This is a genomic window from Candidatus Symbiobacter mobilis CR, from assembly GCF_000477435.1.
GTDB classification, from domain to species: Bacteria; Pseudomonadota; Gammaproteobacteria; order Burkholderiales; family Burkholderiaceae_C; genus Rhodoferax; species Rhodoferax mobilis.
In genome coordinates this window covers 1,000,492-1,021,469 of record NC_022576.1, presented here as the reverse complement: position 1 = coordinate 1,021,469, position 20,978 = coordinate 1,000,492, and the positions used below count along the sequence as shown (strand labels likewise).

Genomic DNA, 20,978 nt, shown 5'->3' with positions numbered 1-20,978 from the left:
GCAGGGCTCACGGCTATCACTGCCATGACTGCTTCCCCAGGCTCCGTGCGGAGGGCGTGCGATGACTCTTTCTCTCAAGCAAGCCAGTGCGTTGATCATTGATGACTTCCAGGGAATGCGCACGATGTTGCGCGACTTCGTGAAGTACATGGGGGTCCACCAGATCGACACTGCGAACAGTGGCCGCGACGCGATCAGCCACCTGTCGTCTTCCCGGTACGACATCGTGATCTGCGACTTCAACCTCGGCCAAGGCCCCAACGGCCAGCAGGTGTTGGAAGAAGCCAAGATGCGGAATTTGGTCGGGGTCTCGACGATCTGGGTGATGGTCACCGCAGAAAAAACCCCCGACATGGTGATGGGAGCTGCGGAGACGCGCCCGGACGACTACCTCCTCAAACCCATCAACCAGGTGTTGCTGCAGTCGCGCATCGAAAAACTCCTCGCACGCAAACAATCCCTGGGTGTGATCGAAGCCAGCATCCGATCCCAGGACTACGCTGCCGCCATTGCGCATTGCGACAAGCTCTTGCAGTCCCAGGCCGTCAATCCCCAGGAAGTCTTGCGCATCAAAAGTGATTTGTTGTTGACCGTCGGGGACGATGCTTCCGCACGCGAGCTGTTCGAGGTCGTGCTGGCGCAGCGCAATGTCTCGTGGGCCAAGACGGGGCTGGGCAAGGTGCTCTTCAACAGCGCAGACTACGAAGGTGCAGCCTTGCTCTTCAGCCAGGTGCTGACGGACAACCCGATGTATATCGAGGCCGCAGATTGGTTGGCCAAGTCATACCAAGCGATGGGCAACATGGTCATGGCACAGCAGGTATTGCTGGAGGCAACCAAGCTCTCGCCCAATTCCCCGATGCGCCAAAAGGCGCTGGGTGACGTGGCGTACAGGAATGGCGAGTTGGATGTGGCCAAGACGGCGTTCGAGAAAACGATCAAGATTGGCGAGTTTTCTGCGCACAAAAGCCCGGCTGCGTATGCCCGGCTGGCCGATGTGCTGTCCGATTCCAACGAAGCCATGGAAGCGTTGCACGTGCTCAAGCGCAGCAAGGCCGACTTCCGTTTCAACCCCATAGCCGCGTTGCAGACGGCGACGGTGGAAAGCAGGGTCTACCAAAAAATGGGCCAGTCCGACATGGCCAGGGCTGCCTTGGCGAATGCCGAGCAATTGGCCAACCAACTCGGCAGCCAGCTCTCTGCGGATCTGATGATCGATTTGGCCAAGTCGCATCTTCAGCTTGGCGATAAGCACAAGGCGTTCCAACTGCTCGGTGAAGTCGTCAAGAACAACCACGAGAATGCCGAGTTGTCCGGGGAGGTCGAACACCTGCTGGTGCGGGAACATCTGGCCGAGGAGGGGCATGCCCTGATCGAAGCCTCCCGCAAAGAGGTCATCGACATCAACAACCAGGGTGTGTTGTTTGCCAAGCAGGGGGATTTTCAGCAGGGGCTGAAATTGCTGCGCTCCGCCGTCAAGCGCCTGCCTTCCAGCGAGGTGATGATCGTCAATCTGTGTGGGCTGTTGATCGCGCAGATGAGCAAGGAAGGGTACCGAGAAATCCTGGCAGCCGAGGTTCGCGATCTCCTCAACCGGGTGCATGCCATCAACCCTTCCAACAAAAAGTATTTCAGCTATACCCAAGTGCTGGCCAAAATGCAGCGAGGGGCTTGAGCACTCCTGCTCCGTCGTCGGCGGCGGATTCCACCGCTCCCACACTGGCAAAGCAGTCGGTGCGGTATTTCGGTAGCCCAACCCGGCAGTAACAGATTGACAACATGGATGCATTGCAAACCGCGCTCACTCTCTTCGGAGGTCTGGTACTCGTCGCACTCGGCGGGTACACCTACTGGCAGTTCCGTCGCAATGCAACGCTGCATGCTCCCCATCGCAGCACCTTGCGTTCCCGGCTTGAAGGCGTGGAGGACGTCGAGCCATCCTTGGTCGATCACCCGATTACGGAGGACGGCGCTGCCCAGGATGCTGCTATCCCTGCCAATCTCCCCGCCCATCTCCCTACCGCTGCCGCACCGTCTACGGCGCCTGGCCCCGCACCCCGGCCTGCCGCCTGCCCTGTGGTGCGGTCTGCGCGCTTCCCACGGCCTGCGCTGAACGAGGTGATCGACCTATTGATTCCCATTTCGGTGCCTGCTCCCGTGGCCGGTCATACGGCGATGGCCGTGATGCCGGACATGGCCCGTGTGGGAACCAAGGCCTTTGCCATCGAGGGGTGGAATGAAACCCGGCAACGTTGGGAAGGGCTGCAAGCAGACCAACGCTACGGGCGTTTGCGTGCGGGGGTTCAGCTCGTAGACCGTGCTGGCAGTTTGACACCCGCCGAGCTGGTCGAATGTGAAGAAGTGGTTCGCCGTTGCGCCAACGCAATCCATGGGGTTGCCGAACATGTCGCGGAAGACGCAGTGTTGGCGCGTGCGCAAGACCTATACCAGTTTGCCTGCGCCCACGACGGGCGGTTGTTTTTTCAATTGCGCGTCACCCATGGGGCATGGGGGGTGGACTACGTGCAAGAGATCGCCAGGGAGATGGGTTTCGTACCTGGCGCCGTGTTGGGCAAGTGGGTATTGCCCAGCGCAACGACATCTTTTCCCGTGCTGGGCTTGCAATTCGATGTGCGCGCTGCGTGGGCCGATACGAAGTCCGAATCGGAATTGCATCAAATAGAACTGGGTTGGGAAATCGCACTGGTTCCCCGCAGCGAAGCCCCTTTCCAGCGCTTGCGCACAGTGTCCGCAGCCATGGCTGCCAAGCTGGGTGCAGCCATTACCGACGAAGCTGGCGTGGCTTTGCATGCCGAGGCCATGGAAGATATCGCCCAGCAAATCGATTCGCTGTACGACACGATGGATCAGCGCGCCATTCCTGCCGGTTCTGACTTGGCGCGCCGCCTCTGTTCCTGACCCTACGCTACGGGTACGCACACCTCTTTGATCCCCTCATCTCCTGATCCCCTCATCGCATCCCGCACCCGCAACGCGGGCAGGGGGGCGCGGCGCCACCAAGCGACATCGCCACAAGCCAGCAGCAGCGCACACACCAGGGGTTCCAGCGGGGTTGTGTCGGGGTCGATCAAGAGCACGAGGCGTTCAGGCTCTTCCTGTAGTCGGGCCACCCAGTCCAGGGTGACGAGCGCATCCACCACGCCTTCCAGTTGCACGGGTTCCACCCCTAACGCTATGCCCAGCTCATCAAGGGGCAGGCCCCGCCGGGGCGTGTGGTGGGTGGCATCCAGGGCGCACAGCACGTCCAGCGCCAAAGCAAATTGCCATCCTTGCTCCTGGGGCCGTGCGCTCAAGTTGGCTTGCAGACTGGGTAGATACGCCGCCAGCACCGCGCCGAGCAGGACGATGACCCATGCGATGTAGATCCACACCAGCAGGATCGGCACCGTGGCAAAGGTGCCGTAGAGCACGGAATACGTCGGTACCTTGGCCAAGTACCACACCAGCAGGCGTTTGCCGATTTCGAATGCGGCAGCGACGAACCACCCCCCCGCCCATGCGTGGCGCCAATGCACCCGCGTGTTGGGAACATAGCGGTACATCGCCGCCATGCCCGCAGCCAGCAGTACGAACTGCACTGCGTCCAGCGCCAACCCCACTCCGCCGGAAACCGTGCCGAGGATGCCCTTGGACACAGACAGCGCATAGGTAGTCAGGCTCACGCTCAGCGCCAGCAGTAGTGGCCCCAGCGTGATCGTCGTCCAGTACACCAGTACCCGCTGCCACAGTGGACGGGGCTTGCGCACGCGCCAGATGGCGTTGAGTGTGCGGTCGATCGTCAGTACCAGCGCCAGCGCAGTGACGAACAACACCGCCAGCCCCACGCTGCCCAGCCGACTCGCCTTGCCGGCAAATTGGCTCAGGTATCCCAATACCTGGCGGGCGATGCTGTCGGGGATCAGGCTATCGACCAGCCACCTTTGCAAGGTGATTTGCAGCCGTGCGAACTGGGGGAATGCCGTGAACAATGCCAGCGCCACGGTGGCGAAAGGCACCAGCGCGATGGTGGTCATGAAAGTCAGGCTGCTGGCGCTCAGCGCCAGATGATCCTGGCGAAAGCGCTCGCGTGCGATGAGCGCGGCGCGCTTCCAGGGAAAGCGCTGCAGACGGTCCAGCCAGCCGATCTGCGCCTGGGCTGGGGGAAGCGCGGTGCTCAGGCCACCCCCGGGCGGTACTGCTGCGTCATCCATTCGCGATACGCCCCGCTTTGCACGTGCTCGATCCACGCAGGATGGTCGAGGTACCACTGCACGGTCTTGCGGATCCCCGTCGCAAAGGTTTCCGCCGGTTTCCACCCCAGCTCGGCTTCGATCTTGCGTGCGTCGATGGCGTAGCGCCGGTCATGCCCGGGGCGGTCTGCCACGTGGGTGATCTGCTCGCGGTAGGGCTTGCCGTCTGCGCGTGGGCGTAGTTCGTCGAGCAGCGCGCAGATCGTGTGGACGATGTCGAGGTTCGTCTGCTCGTTCCACCCGCCGATGTTGTATGTCTCCCCCAGGCGGCCTGTTTGCAGCACGCAGGCGATGGCGCGGCAGTGGTCGATGACATAGAGCCAGTCGCGCACCTGCTGGCCATCGCCGTAGATCGGAAGCAGCTTGCCCGCCAGCGCGTTGACGATGGTCAGCGGAATGAGTTTTTCCGGGAATTGGAACGGACCATAGTTGTTGGAGCAATTGGTCGTCAATACCGGCAACCCGTAGGTGTGGTGCCAGGCCCGAACCAGATGGTCGCTGGCCGCTTTGCTGGCGCTGTAGGGGCTGTTGGGTTCGACGCGGTGCAGCTCGGTGAACGCCGGTTCCCCAGGCCGAAGACTACCGTAGACCTCGTCGGTCGAGACGTGCAAAAACCGGAACGATTCCTTGCGATCCGGCGGCAGCAGCATCCAGTAGCCATGCACGGCTTCCAGCAAATGAAAGGTGCCGACGACGTTGGTGTGGATGAAGTCGCCGGGGCCGTGGATCGAGCGATCGACATGGCTTTCCGCAGCAAAGTGGACGATGGCGCGAATCTGGTGCCGTTCGAGCAGGGAGGAGATCAGCGCACGGTCGGCGATGTCCCCGACGACGAAGGTGTGGCGGGTATCTTCATGCAGGGCGTCGAGGTTTTCCGGGTTGCCCGCGTAGCTGAGCTTGTCCAGGTTGACCACGGGTTCGCCTGTTTGCGCAATCCAGTCCAACACAAAGTTGGCGCCAATAAACCCAGCACCGCCGGTAACCAAAATCATGGGGAACGCTCCGGAAACAGTTGAGACAAGCCACGGTACCCAAAGTCAAGGGACGCTGTGGAAGGGACGCAAATTTTAGGAAGAGGGTGTTGTCCCTGCTGCATCAATGACTCCTCCGCCGAGGCAAACTTCTCCGTCGTACACGACGGCGGACTGACCGGGAGTAACAGCCCATTGCGGCTGCGCAAAATGCAAGGTGAAGCGCCCGTCTTCTGCTGCGCGCAGGGTGCAGGCCACGTCGCGCTGGCGGTAGCGTGTTTTGGCGGAACCCATCGTTGCCACCCCTGGAGTGGGGGGGGCAATCCAGGAAGCATCGCTGGCATGTAAGGTATCGGACAGCAGCCAGGGATGTTCATGGCCCTGCACAACCCACAGCGTGTTGGCAGGGATGTCCTTGCGCGCCACGTACCAGGAAGCGCCTTCCGGCACGCCACGCACGCCGCCGATGCCAAGGCCCTTGCGTTGCCCCAAGGTATAAAAAGGCAGCCCGCAGTGTTCCCCAAGGGTGACGCCGTTCTCGTCCCGGATCGGCCCACGCTGCAAGGGGAGGTACCGGGTCAGGAACGTGCGGAAATGCCGTTCCCCGATAAAGCAAATTCCTGTCGAGTCTTTCTTGGCTGCATTGGGCAGGCCGATTTCCCGGGCAATGCGCCGTACCTCGGTTTTGAGCAGGCCCCCGACGGGGAATACCGCCTTTGACAACTGCTGCTGCGTGAGCCGGTAGAGGAAATAGCTTTGGTCTTTGGACGGATCCACCCCACGAAGTAGCTCGTACCACCCTGTTTCCGTGTTGTGGCGAACACGTGCGTAGTGCCCGGTGGCGATGGCGTCCGCGCCGATTGCCATCGCATGTTCCAGGAATGCCTTGAATTTGATTTCCGCGTTGCACAGCACATCCGGGTTGGGGGTGCGGCCCCGCCGGTGCTGTTCGAGGAAGTCGGCAAAAACCCGTTCCCTGTACTCGCGGGAGAAATTGACGTGCGCGATGTCGATGTCGAGCACATCCGCCACGGCAGCGGCATCGACGAAATCCACCGCCGCAGCGCAGTGGGATTCGGTGTCGTCGTCTTCCCAGTTCTTCATGAAAACGCCAATTACCTCATGCCCCTGCTTTTTGAGTAACCACGCAGCGACGGCGGAATCGACACCGCCACTCAGCCCGACGACGACCCGGGCAGGACGGTGCAGCAAATCGTTGGACATGGACAAGGGAGTAGAAAAGAAGACAAGGCAGGATGCCGGGGGCCAAAAAAGGCCTGTTCTGTTCCAGCAATGGGACAGGGAAGGCAGCCAATATGGCAGGGGCATTGTGCCTATGTGGAAGCGGCGGTATGCACGAACGACGTGGCACCCTCGCCCCAATCTTGCAACGCAAAATGCGGTAAGCTCATAGGCTTTTCTAAAAGCCCCCCCCTTTTTCCTCATCGAACTCAAGGAGTAGTTCATGCAAGCTGGAACCGCCGTCCAGGGCGCAGTGGGTTCTTCCCCAGCCCCAGGATCTTCCCCATCGCCGCAGTGCATTGGCGTGTTGCGCGAGACCTATCCTGGCGAAAAACGTGTCGCCACGGTGCCCGATGTCGTCGCCAAGCTCATCAAACTGGGCTTTTCCGTGGTTGTGGAAAGCGGGGCGGGGGAGGCATCGAGCATCGGTGACGATGCCTACCAGGCCGCCGGGGCCAGCGTCGTTCCAGATGCGAAGCAACTGTGGGAGCGCGCGGACATCGTCTTCAAAGTACGTGCGCCGTCGATGGACGAAGTCGCTGCGATGCCCGAGGGGCGCACGCTCGTCAGCTTCCTCTGGCCTGCCCAAAACCCCGAACTTCTGCAAGCGCTGGCGGCCAAAAAAGCCACGGTGCTGGCAATGGATAGCGTGCCGCGCATTTCCCGTGCGCAAAAGCTCGATGCCCTCAGCTCGATGGCCAACATTGGCGGCTACCGCGCCGTCATCGAAGCCGCGCATCAGTTTGGGCGGTTTTTCACCGGACAAGTCACTGCCGCAGGCAAGGTGCCTCCGGCGAAAGTGTTTGTCATTGGCGCGGGGGTGGCTGGTCTGGCTGCTATCGGCGCTTCCGTCGGGTTGGGCGCCATCGTGCGGGCCAACGACACCCGGCCCGAGGTGGCGGATCAGATTCGCTCCCTCGGCGGGGAATTCGTTCCCGTCGAATACCAGGAAGAAGGTAGCGGCGTCGGCGGGTACGCCAAGGTGATGAGCGAGGGCTTCCAAAAGGCCCAACGCGAAGTTTTTGCCAAACAGGCCAAAGAAGTCGACATCATCATCACCACGGCGCTGATTCCCGGCAAGCCTGCTCCCCGGCTCATCACGGCGGAGATGGTGCAGTCGATGAAGCCCGGCAGCGTGATCGTCGATATGGCTGCAGAGCAGGGGGGAAACTGCGAACTGACCGAACACGGGCGCGTTGTCGTCAAACACGGCGTGACCATCATCGGCTACAGCGACCTGCCCAGCCGCCTGCCCACGCAGTCCAGCACGCTCTATGCCACCAACCTGCTTCGGCTGACGGAAGAGCTTTGCAAGGCCAAGAATGGCGTGATCAACGTCAACATGGACGACGAAGTCATCCGTGGAACCACCGTCGTCAAGGAAGGCAACGTCACCTGGCCCCCACCGGCGCCCAAGCTCTCTGCCGCACCGGCTGGAGCGCCCAAGCCTGCTGCTGCACCCGTCGCCAAAAAATCGGCGGGGCATGGGCACGGGGCAAGCAGCGAGCCAATGGCCGCAGGCACGCTCACGGCCATGTTCGCCGTGTTTGCGCTGGTCTTCTGGTTCGTCGGCGCCTTCGCACCGGCAGCCTTCCTCGCGCACTTCACGGTGTTCGTATTGGCTTGTTTCGTCGGGTACATGGTCGTTTGGAACGTCACCCCTGCGCTCCACACCCCGCTGATGAGCGTGACCAACGCCATTAGCAGCATCATCGCCATCGGTGCGCTCGTGCAGATCGCTCCCCCGCTGGCGGCGAGTGCTGCGGAACCATCCCCATGGATATTCGGTTTGGCTTTCGTCGGCATCGTGCTGACGGCGGTCAACATGTTCGGCGGATTTGCCGTGACCCAGCGCATGCTGGCCATGTTCCGCAAGTAATTCAAGGAGTACATCGATGTCTGGCAATGTAGCGACGGTCTCCTATATCGGAGCCACCATCCTGTTTGTGTTGAGTCTGGGGGGGTTGTCCCACCCCGAAACTTCGCGCCGTGGAAACCTGTACGGAATGATCGGCATGACGATTGCCGTGCTGGCGACCATCTTTGGCCCGCGCGTGACTGCTGCGGGCATTCCCTGGATCGTCGGCGCCATGGTCGTCGGCGGGGCCATTGGCCTCTACGCTGCGCGCACGGTCAAGATGACGCAGATGCCCGAACTGGTCGCGCTAATGCACAGTCTTGTCGGCCTGGCCGCCGTGCTGGTCGGCTTTGCGAGCTACATCGACCAATCCCTTGGGTTGGAAGGGGCGGAAAAAGCGATCCATGAGCTTGAGGTGTACGTCGGCATCCTCATCGGCGCCGTCACGTTCTCGGGGTCGGTCATCGCTGTCGGCAAGCTCAACGGCAAGATCAATGGCTCGCCGTTGTTGCTTCCGGCCCGGCACTGGCTGAATCTGCTGGGGTTGTTGATCGTCATCTGGTACGGTGGGGAGTTCTTGGATGCGCACACGGTGTCCGATGGGCTGATTCCCCTGTACATCATGACCGCCATTGCCCTGCTGTTCGGGGTCCACATGGTCATGGCCATCGGTGGGGCGGACATGCCTGTGGTGGTGTCGATGCTCAACAGCTATTCGGGATGGGCTGCTGCCGCCACCGGGTTCATGCTGTCGAATGACCTGTTGATCGTCACCGGGGCGCTCGTCGGTTCCAGTGGCGCGATCCTGTCGTACATCATGTGCAAGGCGATGAACCGAGGTTTCGTCAGCGTTATCGCTGGGGGTTTCGGTACCGGTACGCCAACGGCTGCCTCGGCTGCCGGAGCACAGGCTCCTGCGGGGGAAGTCCAGCCCATCTCCGGCACGGAAACGGCGGAACTGCTCAAGGACGCCAAAAACGTCATCATCGTTCCCGGCTACGGCATGGCTGTGGCACAGGCACAGCACACGGTTTTTGAAATCACCAAAGTGCTGCGCGAACGCGGGGTCAATGTCCGCTTCGGTATTCACCCCGTTGCAGGGCGGATGCCGGGGCACATGAATGTGCTGCTGGCGGAGGCCAAAGTGCCCTACGACATCGTGCTGGAAATGGACGAACTGAATGACGACTTTCCGAGCACGGACGTCGCCATGGTCATCGGGGCGAATGACATCGTCAACCCCGGCGCACAGGACGACCCCACCAGTCCGATTGCCGGGATGCCCGTGCTCGAAGTCTGGAAGGCCAAGACCTCAATCGTGATGAAGCGCAGCATGGCTTCCGGCTACGCGGGGGTGGACAACCCGCTCTTCTACAAAGACAACAACCGCATGCTCTTTGGCGATGCGAAGAAAATGCTTGACGAAGTGTTGGTTGCTTTGAAGGTTTGAGCTTGGGTTTGCGCTTGTATTGCAGGAAAGCCACGCAGACTACCCGCTGACAACGCTGACCAGACCAACCCCCGCGCCGCAAGGTTCGGGGGTTTTTTTGTATGCGCCCAGCATGGGCGCGAACTTATGGGGTAGAAGTCGCCCTGTGGGAGAACTGGACTGGGCTTATCGTGAGCAATAGTAACCAGATGTCCAGAACCCCGGTTATCAATCAGGCCCTATCCAACGTGTGGTTACAGGAGCAGGGTTTGCTGAGTGTGAAAGACCTGTGGTGCAAAGCACAGGGGTACATGGTTATGAAGCGAAAGACTTTGTCGAGCGAGCCGACTTGTTGAACCGCCCACTGCGGACCCGCACGGTGGGTGGTGTGGGGGGCGACGGTTAGAAGCCGTTGCCTACCCGATTAGGCTTAACAACACTTTGCCCCCGCTTCACTCTTTACTTTTTCTGTTATCTCGTACGATCCAAGGAACTACGGAAAGGACGAATAGGGCTACAAGAGTGCTCAGGACGGCAGTCGATTCCCGCCCCATTCCTGCAGCCACGCCGATTGCTGCTGTTACCCATATGCCTGCCGCCGTAGTCAACCCCCGAGTTTCCACTTGTTTGGTTCCCAAGATTATGGCTCCGGCTCCAAGGAAACCCACCCCGGCGACCAGGCCCTGCAACACCCGAGTTAAATCTGCGGTTGATGCCCCGGCTTGTTGGGGAATGAGGACGAAGAGCGCCGCCCCGATGGCAACCAGCATATGCGTTCGTACCCCCGCACTCTTGCCTTGCTTCTCCCGCTCGTACCCCAGTAGACCGCCAAGGGCCGCAGCAACCAGAAGGCGTAGTGTGATACGTGTAATCTGCGTTGCATCTGGGATATCGGAGAATTCCGACAGCAGGGTATTCCATATCTCTTGCCACATGCTCATAGTCCTCATCACTTCTCGTTTTTCTGTGCTTCGTCCGGTTCCTTCATAAGCCCGCCCAACGCCTGACATAACAGGTCGGCCGAAGGCAGGTCCGGTTGATGGAAAGGTGCGCGCCCAGCATGGGCGCGAACTTATGGGGTGGAAGTCCCCTGTGGGAGAACCGAATTGGACTCATCGTGAGCAATAGTAACCACTAGCCGACGGCAAGGGCTGCTTCGCGAGAAGTAGTCTGGAGGAAGCCTGAGAGCAAAAGTGCGAGACCCCCCTATGTCACAGTAGATGTCCGATAAATTGTGTAGCCTGGGGGCGGAGAAGGACACCGATATGACGAGATACAGCCTGGAATTTCAGGAACAGATAGCACGCAAGATGATGCCACCGAACAGCCAAAGCATTGCGAAGATCAGCCAAGAGACGGGCGTTTCAGCGCCCACCTTGTACGCATGGCGGAATCGATACCGATCACAAGGTCACGTAGTACCCGCGAAGCCAGAAGACCCGCAAGGCTGGGACTGGAAAGCGAAGGCGGCTGCGGTGCTGAAGACGGTGGCGATGAACGAGGCGGAGAAGGCCGAGTACTGCCGACAAAATGGGCTGCACCCCGAACACCTCCAGGCATGGGAGCAGGTGTTTGAAGAGGCGGACAGTATTCGAGGCCCGGTCAATGCAGGGGATATTGGAGCGGAGCGCAAGAAGGTCAGGCACCTGGAAAAGGAGCTGAAGCGCAAGGACAAAGCATTGGCGGAGGCGGCTGCACTGCTGGTGCTGTCAAAAAAAGTCCAGGCCATCTGGGGCAGCAAAGAGGAAGACTGATCACCTCGGAGCTGAAACAGATGGCCATAGACCTGATCAAGGAAGCGTGCCAGCAAGGAGCACGTGAGAGCAAAGCCTGCGCAGTGCTGGAGATAACGTGCCGTACCCTTCGGCGATGGCGGGAACAGTTGCGCAAAGAGGGAGTGCTTAGCGACCGACGCATGGAAGCGGCGCAAGAGCGCATTCATCCCCAAGCGTTGACGGCAGAGGAGAAGCAGGAGGTACTGGATGTGTGCAACAGCGCGGAATTTGGGAGCTTGCCGCCGTCGCAGATCGTTCCGATACTGGCGGATCGTGGGAGGTATCTTGCATCGGAATCGACGTTTTATCGGGTGTTGAGGGAAGCAGGGCAGTGCAACCGACGAGGTCGAGCGCGGGCACCGAAGCAGACGCAGCGGCCACAGGCATGGGAGGCAAGTAGCCCGAATCGTGTGTGGACGTGGGACATCACGTACATGCCGACACTGGTGAAAGGGGAGTTCTACCGGCTGTACATGGCTGTGGACGTATACAGCCGGAAGATCATGGGCTGGGAAGTGCATTGTGAGGAAACGGCACAGCACGCTGCGATCCTGATCGAGAAGGCGTGCATGGTGCATGAGATCACGCGGGAACAACTGGTGCTGCACTCGGACAACGGAAGCCCGATGAAAGGAGTGACGATGCTGGGAATGTTGCAGAAGTTGGGGGTGGTGCCCTCATTCAGCCGCCCATCGGTGAGTGATGACAACCCATACTCGGAGAGCTTGTTTCGGACGATGAAGTACTGCCCGAAATACCCAGCCAAGCCATTTGGGACGCTGGATCAAGCGCGTGAGTGGGTACTGGGATTTGTGACCTGGTACAACAACGAACACCGGCACAGCGGGATAAGGTTCGTAACGCCAGAACAAAGGCACCGGCGGATGGACCAGGAGCTGCTCGCAACCCGCAGCAGGGTGTATGAACAGGCCAAGGCAGCCAGACCACAACGGTGGAAGAGCCGAGCGGTACGGAATTGGTCACCTGTTGGAACGGTGTGGCTGAATCCAACCAAAGAACATCGGGCGCTCCTCAAAAGCGAGAGTGCCTGAGTGAAAAAAGCGGACATCTTTCTTGACAAACACCGAAACACCAAAGAGCAAATATCTATTTTCGTCATAGGAATGGTCTGGGTCATGGATGCACGAAGAGTGGTCATCACCAAATACCTCCGTAGCTTCCAGAAACGAAACACCATGCATGGTTATCAAGCGAAAGACATCGTCGTCGAGCGAGCCGACTTGTTGAACTGCCCACTGCGGACCAGCACGGTGGGTGGTGTGGGGGCTGGAAGCTAGAAACTCTTGGCTACCCGATTGCCCCAAGTGGCAGCGCGTTACTTCAGCCACCCACGGCGGCGGAAGTACCACATCGGCAGCAAGGCGCTCGCGGCCATCAGTGCGAGTGCAGCAGGGTAGCCCCCGCGCCAGGCAAGTTCCGGCATGTACCGGAAGTTCATGCCGTACAGGCTGGCAATCAGCGTTGGTGGCAGCAAGGCCACGCTGGCCACGGAAAAGATCTTGATGATCTTGTTCTGGTTGATGTTGATAAAGCCGACGGTGGCATCCATCAAAAAGTTGATCTTGTCGAAGAGGAAAGCTGTGTGGGAGTCGAGCGAGTCGATGTCCCGCAAAATTTGCCGTGCTTCTTCGACTTGCGATGCCGTCAACATCTTGATGCGCAGCATGAAGCTCACCGCACGGCGCGTGTCCATCGCATTGCGGCGGATGCGCCCGTTCATATCCTCTTGGTGGGCGATGGCGGCCAGTACGCTGCTGGCCAGGTCATCGGTCACGTCCCCGGATAGCACCAGGCGGCTGACGCGCACCAGTTCGTCGTAGATCCCTTCCAGCGTATCGGCGGAGTACTCGGCATCGGCATCGTAGAGCTTGAGCAAGACGCCCTTGGCATCCTCGATCAAACCCGGCGCCCTGCGCGCGCGCAGGCGCAGCAGCCGGAACACGGGAACGTCTTCATCGTGGATCGAAAACAGCACGCCTTGGCTGGGGAGGGCTTCTTCGGCAAGGTTCAGGATGAACGCCACCCGCACCGTATGGGGGTCTTGGATGTCCGCGACCAGAAAGTCGCTGCGAATGTGCAAGTCCCCGTTGTCTTCCTTGTGGAACCTGGCGGACTCTTCGATGTCCTCGTTCATCGCATCGTCCGGGATCGACAGCCCGAAATACTGCTTGATCCACTGCTTTTCCTCCGGAGTGGGAGACTCCAGATCCACCCAGATCGGACGCAATCGGGACAGCTCCTCCAGGGAATCGATTTCTTCCTGAAAGAGGCGGCCGTTGGCAAGAGTGAAGGTGTTGAGCATCAATGACCCCTGGCACGCATCGCTATCACTCCAAGAACCGCACCAACACAAGGAAGAGTGGTAGGTATGGGGGAGGTATGGGAACAGTGCAAGCAGAGTGGGCAAAGATCGTAGCATCGCGCACCACATGGATGCACTGGTGCATCGGTGGTGTAGCCTGGGAACCATGCCCAGAGTTGGGGCAAACGATGCAGTGGGTCACTTTCGGTACGTTCTTTGTCGCTACTGCGAATGCATTTCTTCGCATAATGGAGTACATCGCTTGGCGTGCTCTTGTGGGGGGGCAGCGACGAATCCAGTTCTGTAGAGCGCTTTCCCGCCATCGATGGTTTCGATGGCATTTCAACCAGAAGCTAGGAGGCTTTGTATGAACTTGACGATCAGTGGTCACCATCTGGAGGTCACACCTGCGTTACGCAGTTACGTCACCACCAAGCTCGACCGCATTCGAAGGCATTTCGACCAAGTCGTCGACGTCAAAGTGCTGTTGACCCTCGAAAACCTCAAGGAAAAGGAGCGCAGGCAAAAAGCGGAGTGCAACATCCACATCAAGGGTATCGATCTGCACGTGGAAAGTGCGCATTCCGATCTGTACGCAGCCGTCGACGAGCTTGTCGACAAGCTCGATCGGCAAGTCGTTCGCCACAAGGATCGCATCCAGTCGCACCATCATGAGGCGCCGAAGCGTGACGCCTCAATCATTGGCTGAAGCCTTGCTTGGAGCGTTTTTCGCTTCGATACACTCCCGCCGCCCGCCCCTCAGGGGTGGGCGGCTTTTTTTTCCCCGGCGGGGTGGAATGCAGTACGGCTGCACCCCAGGATGAGGCCACGATGAATAGACTCGCTTCCATTCTTTGTGTCGAGCAGGTGCTCGTACAGGTGGATATCACCAGCAAGAAAAGGGCTTTCGAGGAAGTGGGACTGCTGTTCGAAAGCCTGCATGGGTTGAGCAGGGCACTGGTTACCGACAGCTTGTTTGCTCGCGAGCGCCTGGCTTCGACCGGGCTGGGGCATGGGGTGGCGATTCCGCATGGGCGCATCAAAGGGCTGAAAACGCCCATGGCTGCCGTCATCCACGTGGAACACCCCATCCCTTTTGAAGCGCCGGACGATGCCCCTGTCCACCTGATGGTGTTCCTGCTGGTGCCGGAACAATCGACCCAAAAGCACCTCGAAATCCTTTCTGAAATTGCCGAAATGCTGGGCGATGAGCATCTGCGTGATCGCATGTTTGCGTCCACGTCCGCCGAAGAGCTGTTTCGGACGATCGCTGGCTGGCGCCCGGTCTGATCGCCCAGTCACCCGATCACCCGATCGAATCGTTCCCCTGACCGTTGTTCCCGGCACCCCTGGATGAAACCCGAAGTCATCAACGCGGACTCCCTGTTCGAGGAGTTCCGCTCCAAGTTCCAGTGGGAGTGGGTCGCCAGTTTGGGGGCTTTTGATCGCACCTTTGATGCCGTGGCGGTTCGGGCCGCCCGTTCCGGCGCGGACTTGGTCGGGCACCTTAACTACATCCATCCGTACCGAATCCAGGTGCTGGGTGAGCGGGAAATCGATTACTTATGCAATACCTCTACCGAGGACTGCGCCCAGCGTATCTCCCGCATCGTGACGCTGGAACCCCCGGCGCTGATCCTTGCCGATGGGCAACTCGCCCCGGGAGCGCTGACCTCGATGTGCGAACGGGCGCAGATCCCCATGTTCGCGACGCGGGCTTCGTCTGCACTGGTCATCGACGTGTTGCGCGCCCATCTCTCCAAGCATTTTGCGGATCGCTGCATGATGCATGGGGTCTTCATGGACATCCTGGGGCTGGGGGTGTTGATCACCGGGGAATCCGGCCTGGGGAAGAGTGAACTCGGCCTCGAACTCATCTCACGCGGCAACGGGCTTGTTGCGGACGATGCTGTGGACTTTTACCGGGTGAACCAAGACACGATCGAAGGCCGTTGCCCCGAGCTACTCAAAAACATGCTCGAAGTGCGTGGCCTCGGGCTGCTCGATATCTGCTGCATCTTTGGCGAAACGGCGGTGCGCCGCAAGATGCGCCTGCACTTGATCGTTCACCTGGTTCGCTGCGAGTCGCTGGATCGCGACTACGAGCGCATCCCCAGTGAACCGTGTACCCAGGAAGTGCTCGAAGTGCCGATTCGCAAGGTCGTCATCCAAGTCGTTGCAGGGCGTAACTTGGCCGTGCTTGTCGAAGCCGCAGTGCGCAACACGATCTTGCAGTTCCGGGGCGTGGATACCTACAAGCGCTTTGTTGAACGGCACCGGCTGGCCAGCGAGGCCGCGAGCAACGACAGCGCTTTGCCCTGAAACGGCCGAATTACGTTGCACTGACGTTGAATTTACGTTGCACTCTTGCGCGATGCGCACAAGGCGCTTTGCCCTCCCATGAAAACCATTCCCATCGCCGAGTCCGTTCGCGCCAATCTCCAGAAATATCTCGACGATTTGCAGGGCATTCCTCCGACGAATTTGCACGCCATGCTGATGGCTGCTGTCGAAAAACCCTTGCTGGAATTCGTTCTGGAACGCACTGGCAACAACCAGTCTCTTGCCTCCCAATGGCTGGGCATCCACCGCAACACGCTGCGCAAAAAAATGCAGGAGCAAGATTTGTTGCTGTAGTTTTGTTGCTGTAGTCGTTCCTGTGCAAGTTGTCTATTTTTTCGTTGTCTACTTTTTGTTGTTTTCCTATCCTTGATCGACCATGAACGCCATGAACGTTTTGATTTCCGTCTCCGACAAAACCGGTATCCGCGAATTTGCCGCAGGGCTGCATGCACTGGGCATGCGCTTGCTTTCGACGGGGGGAACGGCCAAGTTGCTCCGGGACGATGGCCTACCGGTGACGGAAATCGCCGAATTCACCGGCTTCCCCGAGATGCTCGACGGCAGGGTCAAGACGCTCCACCCCAAGGTTCATGCAGGTTTGCTGGCGCGGCGGGATGTGCCCGAGCACATGACCGCGTTGCAAGCCCATGGGCTGGAAACCATCGACTTGCTCGTCGTCAACCTCTATCCCTTTGAAGCCACCGTTGCCCGTGCGGACTGCCCGCTGGAAGACGCCATCGAAAACATCGACATCGGTGGCCCGGCGATGGTGCGCAGCGCGGCCAAAAACTGGAAGGACGTCGGCGTCGTCACCGACCCATCCCAATACACCCAGGTGCTGGAAGAGCTGCGCGCCCACAAATCGCTCTCGCCCCGGAGCCGTTTTGCGCTGGCCGTTGCTGCGTTCCAGCGCATTGGCCAGTACGACAGCGCGATCAGCGACTACCTGTCTTCGATCCGGTCTTTCGACGACATCGACGAAACCGGCCGTGTCCAACGCCAGGCTTTCCCTGCGCAGACCTGCTTGCAGTTCGTCAAGCTCCAGGATTTGCGCTATGGCGAAAACCCTCATCAGATTGCGGCGTTCTATCGCGACCTGCACCCCGCGCCCGGAACGATCGTGACTGCCCGGCAGCTTCAGGGCAAGGAACTGAGCTACAACAACATCGCCGATGCCGATGCGGCGTGGGAATGCGTCAAGAGTTTCGACCCCGTGCAAGACGGCGTTGCCTGCGTCATCGTTAAGCACGCCAACCCTTGCGGCGTGGCCGTCGGCACCGCTGCTGTGGAGGCCTACGACAAGGCTTTTCGCACGGACCCCACGTCTGCTTTCGGCGGGATCATCGCGTTCAATGATGTCGTTGACGAATGCGCTGCGCACCTCATCTCGAAGCAATTCGTCGAAGTGCTCCTCGCCACGGACTACACGCCCGGAGCCTTGGAGGTGTTCAAGAACAAAGCCAATGTCCGCATCCTGCAAATTGCGCTGCCCCCCCAGGGATGTGCATCTTCCCAGGCAATCGACTGCAAGCGTGTCGGGTCGGGGTTGCTGATGCAGTCTGCGGACGATGCGCAACTCGATCCTGCCAGCCTACGCACCGTCACGAAGCGCGAGGCTACCCCCCAGCAAATGCGCGATCTGCTCTTTGCATGGAAAGTGTGCAAATTCGTCAAGAGCAATGCGATCGTCTACTGCAAGGATGGCATGACCCTGGGCATCGGCGCGGGGCAGATGAGCCGCCTTGATTCCGCACGCATCGCTTCGACCAAGGCGCAGGCTGCGCAACTGTCGTTGCAAGGTTCCGTCGTAGCCAGCGATGCCTTCTTCCCCTTCCGGGACGGGCTTGATGTGCTAGCCGACGCTGGCGCGGCCTGCGTCATCCAGCCTGGCGGTTCGATGCGTGACCAGGAAGTCATCACCGCTGCCGATGAGCGCAACGTGGCCATGGTGTTCACCGGGGTGCGGCACTTCCGGCATTGAGCGCCGTTTGCCCCACCCTAACCCTTCTCCGCTGGAGGAAGGAATGTAGGAATCAATGACCATGTTGGACAAATACCTCCCCCAAGATATAGAACGCCTGGCCCAGGAACAGTGGCGCGTGCGGGACGCCTACCGCGTCACCGAACACGCCACCGACGAAGCCGGGCGCCCCAGGCATAAGTACTACGCATGTTCGATGCTGCCGTACCCCAGTGGCAAGCTGCACATGGGCCATGTGCGCAACTACACGATCAACGACATGCTGACCCGGCATCTGCGGATGAAGGGCTACAACGTCCTCATGCCGATGGGGTGGGATGCCTTCGGGCTGCCTGCGGAAAACGCTGCGCTCAAGCATGGCGTGCCCCCCGCGCAATGGACTTTTTCCAACATCGCGGCGATGAAGGCCCAGATGCAGGCGCTCGGCCTGGCCATCGACTGGAGCCGCGAAATCGCCACCTGCATCCCGGAGTACTACCGCTGGAACCAGTGGATGTTCCTGCGGATGCTCGAACGCGGTATTGCATACCGCAAAACACAGGTGGTCAATTGGGATCCGGTCGACAAGACGGTATTGGCCAACGAGCAAGTCATCGACGGACGTGGATGGCGCACCGGCGCCCTGGTCGAAAAACGCGAGATTCCGGGGTACTACCTGAAGATCACGGACTACGCCGAGGAATTGCTCAGCCACGTGCTGCACGACAACCTGCCTGGCTGGCCCGACCGGGTCAAAAAGATGCAGGAAAACTGGATCGGCAAAAGCGAGGGCGTTCGCTTTGCCTTCCCCCACGACATCCGTGACGAAGCCGGGAATCTGATCCAGAACGGCAAGCTCTACGTCTTCACCACGCGCGCCGACACGATCATGGGGGTGACGTTCTGCGCCGTCGCCCCCGAACACCCGATTGCTGCGGCAGCGTGCCAGCGCAATGCGGAACTGGCCCAATTTGTCGAAGCCTGCCAGCGTGGCGGAACCACCGAAGCGGAAATGGCGGTGCGCGAGAAAGAGGGAATGCCGACGGGCTTTGTCGTGACGCACCCCTTGACGGGACAAGCCGTGCCGGTATGGGTGGGCAACTACGTTCTGATGGGCTACGGGGACGGCGCTGTGATGGGCGTTCCCGCGCACGACGAACGCGACTTTGCCTTTGCCAACAAATACGGCTTGCCGATTCAGCAAGTCGTTGCGCTGGCTGCCAATCCCGGCGAAGCCTTTGACCCCACGGTCTGGAAAGACTGGTATGCCCAGACACACGGAACGGTAGCGGTGCATTCCGGTTCTTTTGATGGGTTGGACCACAGGCACTGCGTCCACGCCGTCGCGCAAAAACTGGTGTACATGGGGCTGGGGGAAAAAACTGTCACCTGGAGGCTGCGGGACTGGAGCATCTCCCGCCAGCGGTACTGGGGCACTCCGATCCCGATCATCCACTGCGAAGAGCACGGAGCGGTTCCTGTTCCAGATAGCGATTTGCCCGTTGTGCTGCCGTTGGACTGCATCCCCGACGGCACGGGCAACCCGCTCGTCACGCACGAAGGCTTTCACGCCGGGGTCACCTGCCCGATCTGCGGCAAACCCGCACGGCGCGAGACCGACACGATGGATACCTTCGTCGATAGCGCGTGGTACTTCCTGCGGTACCTTGACCCCCACGATACCCAAGCCATGGTGGGGGAGGGGGCACGGTACTGGATGCCGATGGATCAATACATCGGCGGCATCGAACACGCCGTGCTGCACCTGCTCTACGCCCGTTTCTGGACCAAAGTCATGCGTGACCTGGACCTGATCGAGGAAGACGAGCCATTCACCCGCCTGCTGACGCAGGGGATGGTGCTGAACCAGATTTATTCGCGCCGCACCCCGCAGGGAGGCAAAGAGTATTTCTGGCCCCAGGATGTCGAACCTATCCTTGATGAGGAAGGCAAGATCGCGGGCGCCACGCTGCTGCGCTCCGTCGGCGGGCTGCCTGCGGGAACCAGGATCGATTACGAGGGCATCGGGACGATGTCCAAGTCGAAAAACAACGGCGTGGATCCCCAGGCGCTGATCGACAAATACGGTGCTGACACGGCCCGGCTGTACACGATGTTCACCGCGCCGCCGGAGTCTTCCCTCGAATGGAACGACGGCGCCGTGGAAGGCAGTTTCCGTTTTCTGCGCCGGGTGTGGGCGTATGCGGCGCGGTTCGACGTTGTCAATGCCAACGCCGATGCCGAGGCCGTGCAGGCCAGCATCGCGGGGGTGACCCGGTTGCAGGATGTGCCTTTTGGCGACAAGGCGCGGGCATTGCGCAGGGAAGTGCATCAAGTGCTGGGGCAAGTCAACCACGATTACGACCGCATGCAGTACAACACCGTCGTCAGCGGGACGATGAAGATGCTCCATGCGCTCGAAGACTTCGACCCCGCAGCGTGCCCCGGCGCCATCGTCGCGATGGCGGAGGGATTCGGCATCCTCCTGCGCTGCCTCTATCCCGTCGCTCCCCACCTGTGCTACGTGCTGTGGCAGGAGCTGGGCTATGCAGCCGTTCTGGGCGACCTGCTTGATGTGCCCTGGCCCAGGGTGGATGCCACCGCGTTGCAGCTTGATGAAGTCGAACTCGTCTTGCAAATCAACGGCAAGCTGCGCGGTGCGGTGCGTGTTCCTGCCGATGCCGGGCGCCATGCCATCGAACAGGCCGCGTTGCAAAGCGAGGCGTTTGCGCGGTTTGCGCACGGGGCTACGCCCAAGAAGATCGTCATCGTCCCTGGCCGGCTGATCAACGTGGTGGTGTGATGCTGCTCTTCGGCGCAGTGGTAG

Annotated in this window: 17 protein-coding genes; 12 read left to right on the top strand and 5 right to left on the bottom strand. The window is 60.1% G+C overall.

The window, feature by feature from the left end:
- Window positions 1–61 precede the first annotated feature (61 nt).
- Both CENROD_RS04240 and CENROD_RS04235 read left to right on the top strand, forming a co-directional pair.
- Complete coding sequence (locus CENROD_RS04240; protein ID WP_041193261.1) at window positions 62–1,675, top strand: tetratricopeptide repeat-containing response regulator; 1,614 nt, start codon at window positions 62–64, stop codon at window positions 1,673–1,675.
- A 104-nt stretch (window positions 1,676–1,779) separates the two neighbouring features.
- Entirely contained in the window at window positions 1,780–2,919 is a 1,140-nt protein-coding gene (locus CENROD_RS04235; RefSeq protein WP_022771871.1) for a hypothetical protein, read from the top strand.
- Between the two features lie 2 nt (window positions 2,920–2,921).
- Here CENROD_RS04235 and CENROD_RS04230 read toward each other — a convergent pair whose 3' ends face one another.
- The 3 genes from CENROD_RS04230 to mnmA all read right to left on the bottom strand — a co-directional run bounded on the left by CENROD_RS04230 (window position 2,922) and on the right by mnmA (window position 6,445).
- Window positions 2,922–4,211 (bottom strand): YihY family inner membrane protein, encoded by a 1,290-nt coding sequence (locus CENROD_RS04230; protein ID WP_022771870.1) that lies wholly within the window; start codon window positions 4,209–4,211, stop codon window positions 2,922–2,924.
- Window positions 4,175–5,242, bottom strand: coding sequence for a dTDP-glucose 4,6-dehydratase (rfbB, locus tag CENROD_RS04225; protein ID WP_022771869.1), 1,068 nt, complete (start codon window positions 5,240–5,242; stop codon window positions 4,175–4,177). Before rfbB ends, CENROD_RS04230 begins: the two co-directional genes overlap by 37 nt.
- Before the next feature lie 75 nt (window positions 5,243–5,317).
- Window positions 5,318–6,445, bottom strand: coding sequence for a tRNA 2-thiouridine(34) synthase MnmA (gene mnmA, locus CENROD_RS04220; protein ID WP_022771868.1), 1,128 nt, complete (start codon window positions 6,443–6,445; stop codon window positions 5,318–5,320).
- A 241-nt stretch (window positions 6,446–6,686) separates the two neighbouring features.
- Here mnmA and CENROD_RS04215 point away from each other — a divergent pair, with 241 nt between their 5' ends.
- Together CENROD_RS04215 and pntB are read left to right on the top strand one after the other, a co-directional pair.
- Complete coding sequence (locus tag CENROD_RS04215) at window positions 6,687–8,342, top strand: Re/Si-specific NAD(P)(+) transhydrogenase subunit alpha (RefSeq protein WP_022771867.1); 1,656 nt, start codon at window positions 6,687–6,689, stop codon at window positions 8,340–8,342.
- Window positions 8,343–8,358: 16 nt separating this feature from the next.
- Window positions 8,359–9,771: a Re/Si-specific NAD(P)(+) transhydrogenase subunit beta gene (gene pntB / locus CENROD_RS04210; protein ID WP_022771866.1), complete on the top strand. Its 1,413-nt coding sequence runs from the start codon at window positions 8,359–8,361 to the stop codon at window positions 9,769–9,771.
- Window positions 9,772–10,202: 431 nt separating this feature from the next.
- Here the strand turns inward: pntB and CENROD_RS04200 are convergent, their stop codons facing one another.
- Window positions 10,203–10,691 carry an MgtC/SapB family protein gene (locus CENROD_RS04200; RefSeq protein ID WP_202961174.1) on the bottom strand — a complete coding sequence of 163 codons (489 nt, stop codon included), beginning with the start codon at window positions 10,689–10,691 and terminating at the stop codon, window positions 10,203–10,205.
- 324 nt (window positions 10,692–11,015) lie between these two features.
- Here CENROD_RS04200 and CENROD_RS04190 point away from each other — a divergent pair.
- Window positions 11,016–12,577 (top strand): IS3 family transposase gene (locus CENROD_RS04190; RefSeq protein WP_420795897.1). Its coding sequence is split into 2 segments (ribosomal slippage): window positions 11,016–11,469 and window positions 11,469–12,577, totalling 1,563 coding nucleotides; the frame shifts between segments, so codons are not numbered across the junction.
- A complete protein-coding gene (locus tag CENROD_RS13845) occupies window positions 12,578–12,823 on the top strand; it encodes a hypothetical protein (RefSeq protein WP_041193260.1) in 246 nt (81 codons plus the stop codon).
- Window positions 12,824–12,861: 38 nt separating this feature from the next.
- Here CENROD_RS13845 and corA read toward each other — a convergent pair whose 3' ends face one another.
- Window positions 12,862–13,848: a magnesium/cobalt transporter CorA gene (gene corA, locus CENROD_RS04180; protein ID WP_022771861.1), complete on the bottom strand. Its 987-nt coding sequence runs from the start codon at window positions 13,846–13,848 to the stop codon at window positions 12,862–12,864.
- Between the two features lie 367 nt (window positions 13,849–14,215).
- On the opposite strand from corA, the gene hpf reads away from it, so the two are divergent.
- The 6 genes from hpf (at window position 14,216) to leuS (ending at window position 20,954) form a co-directional block, all read left to right on the top strand.
- Complete coding sequence (gene hpf, locus CENROD_RS04175) at window positions 14,216–14,557, top strand: ribosome hibernation-promoting factor, HPF/YfiA family (RefSeq protein ID WP_022771859.1); 342 nt, start codon at window positions 14,216–14,218, stop codon at window positions 14,555–14,557.
- 122 nt (window positions 14,558–14,679) lie between these two features.
- On the top strand, window positions 14,680–15,138 hold the full coding sequence (locus CENROD_RS04170) for a PTS sugar transporter subunit IIA (protein ID WP_022771858.1): 459 nt from the start codon (window positions 14,680–14,682) through the stop codon (window positions 15,136–15,138).
- A 63-nt stretch (window positions 15,139–15,201) separates the two neighbouring features.
- A complete protein-coding gene (hprK, locus tag CENROD_RS04165) occupies window positions 15,202–16,170 on the top strand; it encodes an HPr(Ser) kinase/phosphatase (protein WP_022771857.1) in 969 nt (322 codons plus the stop codon).
- Window positions 16,171–16,248: 78 nt separating this feature from the next.
- Entirely contained in the window at window positions 16,249–16,485 is a 237-nt protein-coding gene (locus CENROD_RS04160) for a helix-turn-helix domain-containing protein (protein ID WP_022771856.1), read from the top strand.
- Between the two features lie 91 nt (window positions 16,486–16,576).
- The gene (gene purH, locus CENROD_RS04155; RefSeq protein WP_041194054.1) at window positions 16,577–18,172 is read left to right on the top strand and encodes a bifunctional phosphoribosylaminoimidazolecarboxamide formyltransferase/IMP cyclohydrolase; all 1,596 of its coding nucleotides are present in this window, start codon (window positions 16,577–16,579) and stop codon (window positions 18,170–18,172) included.
- Between the two features lie 61 nt (window positions 18,173–18,233).
- Window positions 18,234–20,954 (top strand): leucine--tRNA ligase, encoded by a 2,721-nt coding sequence (gene leuS, locus CENROD_RS04150; RefSeq protein ID WP_022771854.1) that lies wholly within the window; start codon window positions 18,234–18,236, stop codon window positions 20,952–20,954.
- Window positions 20,955–20,978 lie beyond the last annotated feature (24 nt).

What these genes read in the sequence shown, in the direction of transcription:
- CENROD_RS04235 (WP_022771871.1), top strand. Translation starts at nt 1,780, where the DNA reads ATGGATGCATTGCAAACCGCGCTCACTCTCTTCGGAGGTCTGGTACTC.
- leuS (WP_022771854.1), top strand. Translation starts at nt 18,234, where the DNA reads ATGTTGGACAAATACCTCCCCCAAGATATAGAACGCCTGGCCCAGGAA.
- CENROD_RS04200 (WP_202961174.1), bottom strand. Translation starts at nt 10,691, where the DNA reads ATGAGCATGTGGCAAGAGATATGGAATACCCTGCTGTCGGAATTCTCC.
- CENROD_RS04240 (WP_041193261.1), top strand. Translation starts at nt 62, where the DNA reads ATGACTCTTTCTCTCAAGCAAGCCAGTGCGTTGATCATTGATGACTTC.
- CENROD_RS04215 (WP_022771867.1), top strand. Translation starts at nt 6,687, where the DNA reads ATGCAAGCTGGAACCGCCGTCCAGGGCGCAGTGGGTTCTTCCCCAGCC.
- CENROD_RS04170 (WP_022771858.1), top strand. Translation starts at nt 14,680, where the DNA reads ATGAATAGACTCGCTTCCATTCTTTGTGTCGAGCAGGTGCTCGTACAG.
- pntB (WP_022771866.1), top strand. Translation starts at nt 8,359, where the DNA reads ATGTCTGGCAATGTAGCGACGGTCTCCTATATCGGAGCCACCATCCTG.
- rfbB (WP_022771869.1), bottom strand. Translation starts at nt 5,242, where the DNA reads ATGATTTTGGTTACCGGCGGTGCTGGGTTTATTGGCGCCAACTTTGTG.
- purH (WP_041194054.1), top strand. Translation starts at nt 16,577, where the DNA reads ATGAACGTTTTGATTTCCGTCTCCGACAAAACCGGTATCCGCGAATTT.
- corA (WP_022771861.1), bottom strand. Translation starts at nt 13,848, where the DNA reads ATGCTCAACACCTTCACTCTTGCCAACGGCCGCCTCTTTCAGGAAGAA.
- hprK (WP_022771857.1), top strand. Translation starts at nt 15,202, where the DNA reads ATGAAACCCGAAGTCATCAACGCGGACTCCCTGTTCGAGGAGTTCCGC.
- CENROD_RS04160 (WP_022771856.1), top strand. Translation starts at nt 16,249, where the DNA reads ATGAAAACCATTCCCATCGCCGAGTCCGTTCGCGCCAATCTCCAGAAA.
- mnmA (WP_022771868.1), bottom strand. Translation starts at nt 6,445, where the DNA reads ATGTCCAACGATTTGCTGCACCGTCCTGCCCGGGTCGTCGTCGGGCTG.
- hpf (WP_022771859.1), top strand. Translation starts at nt 14,216, where the DNA reads ATGAACTTGACGATCAGTGGTCACCATCTGGAGGTCACACCTGCGTTA.
- CENROD_RS04230 (WP_022771870.1), bottom strand. Translation starts at nt 4,211, where the DNA reads ATGGATGACGCAGCAGTACCGCCCGGGGGTGGCCTGAGCACCGCGCTT.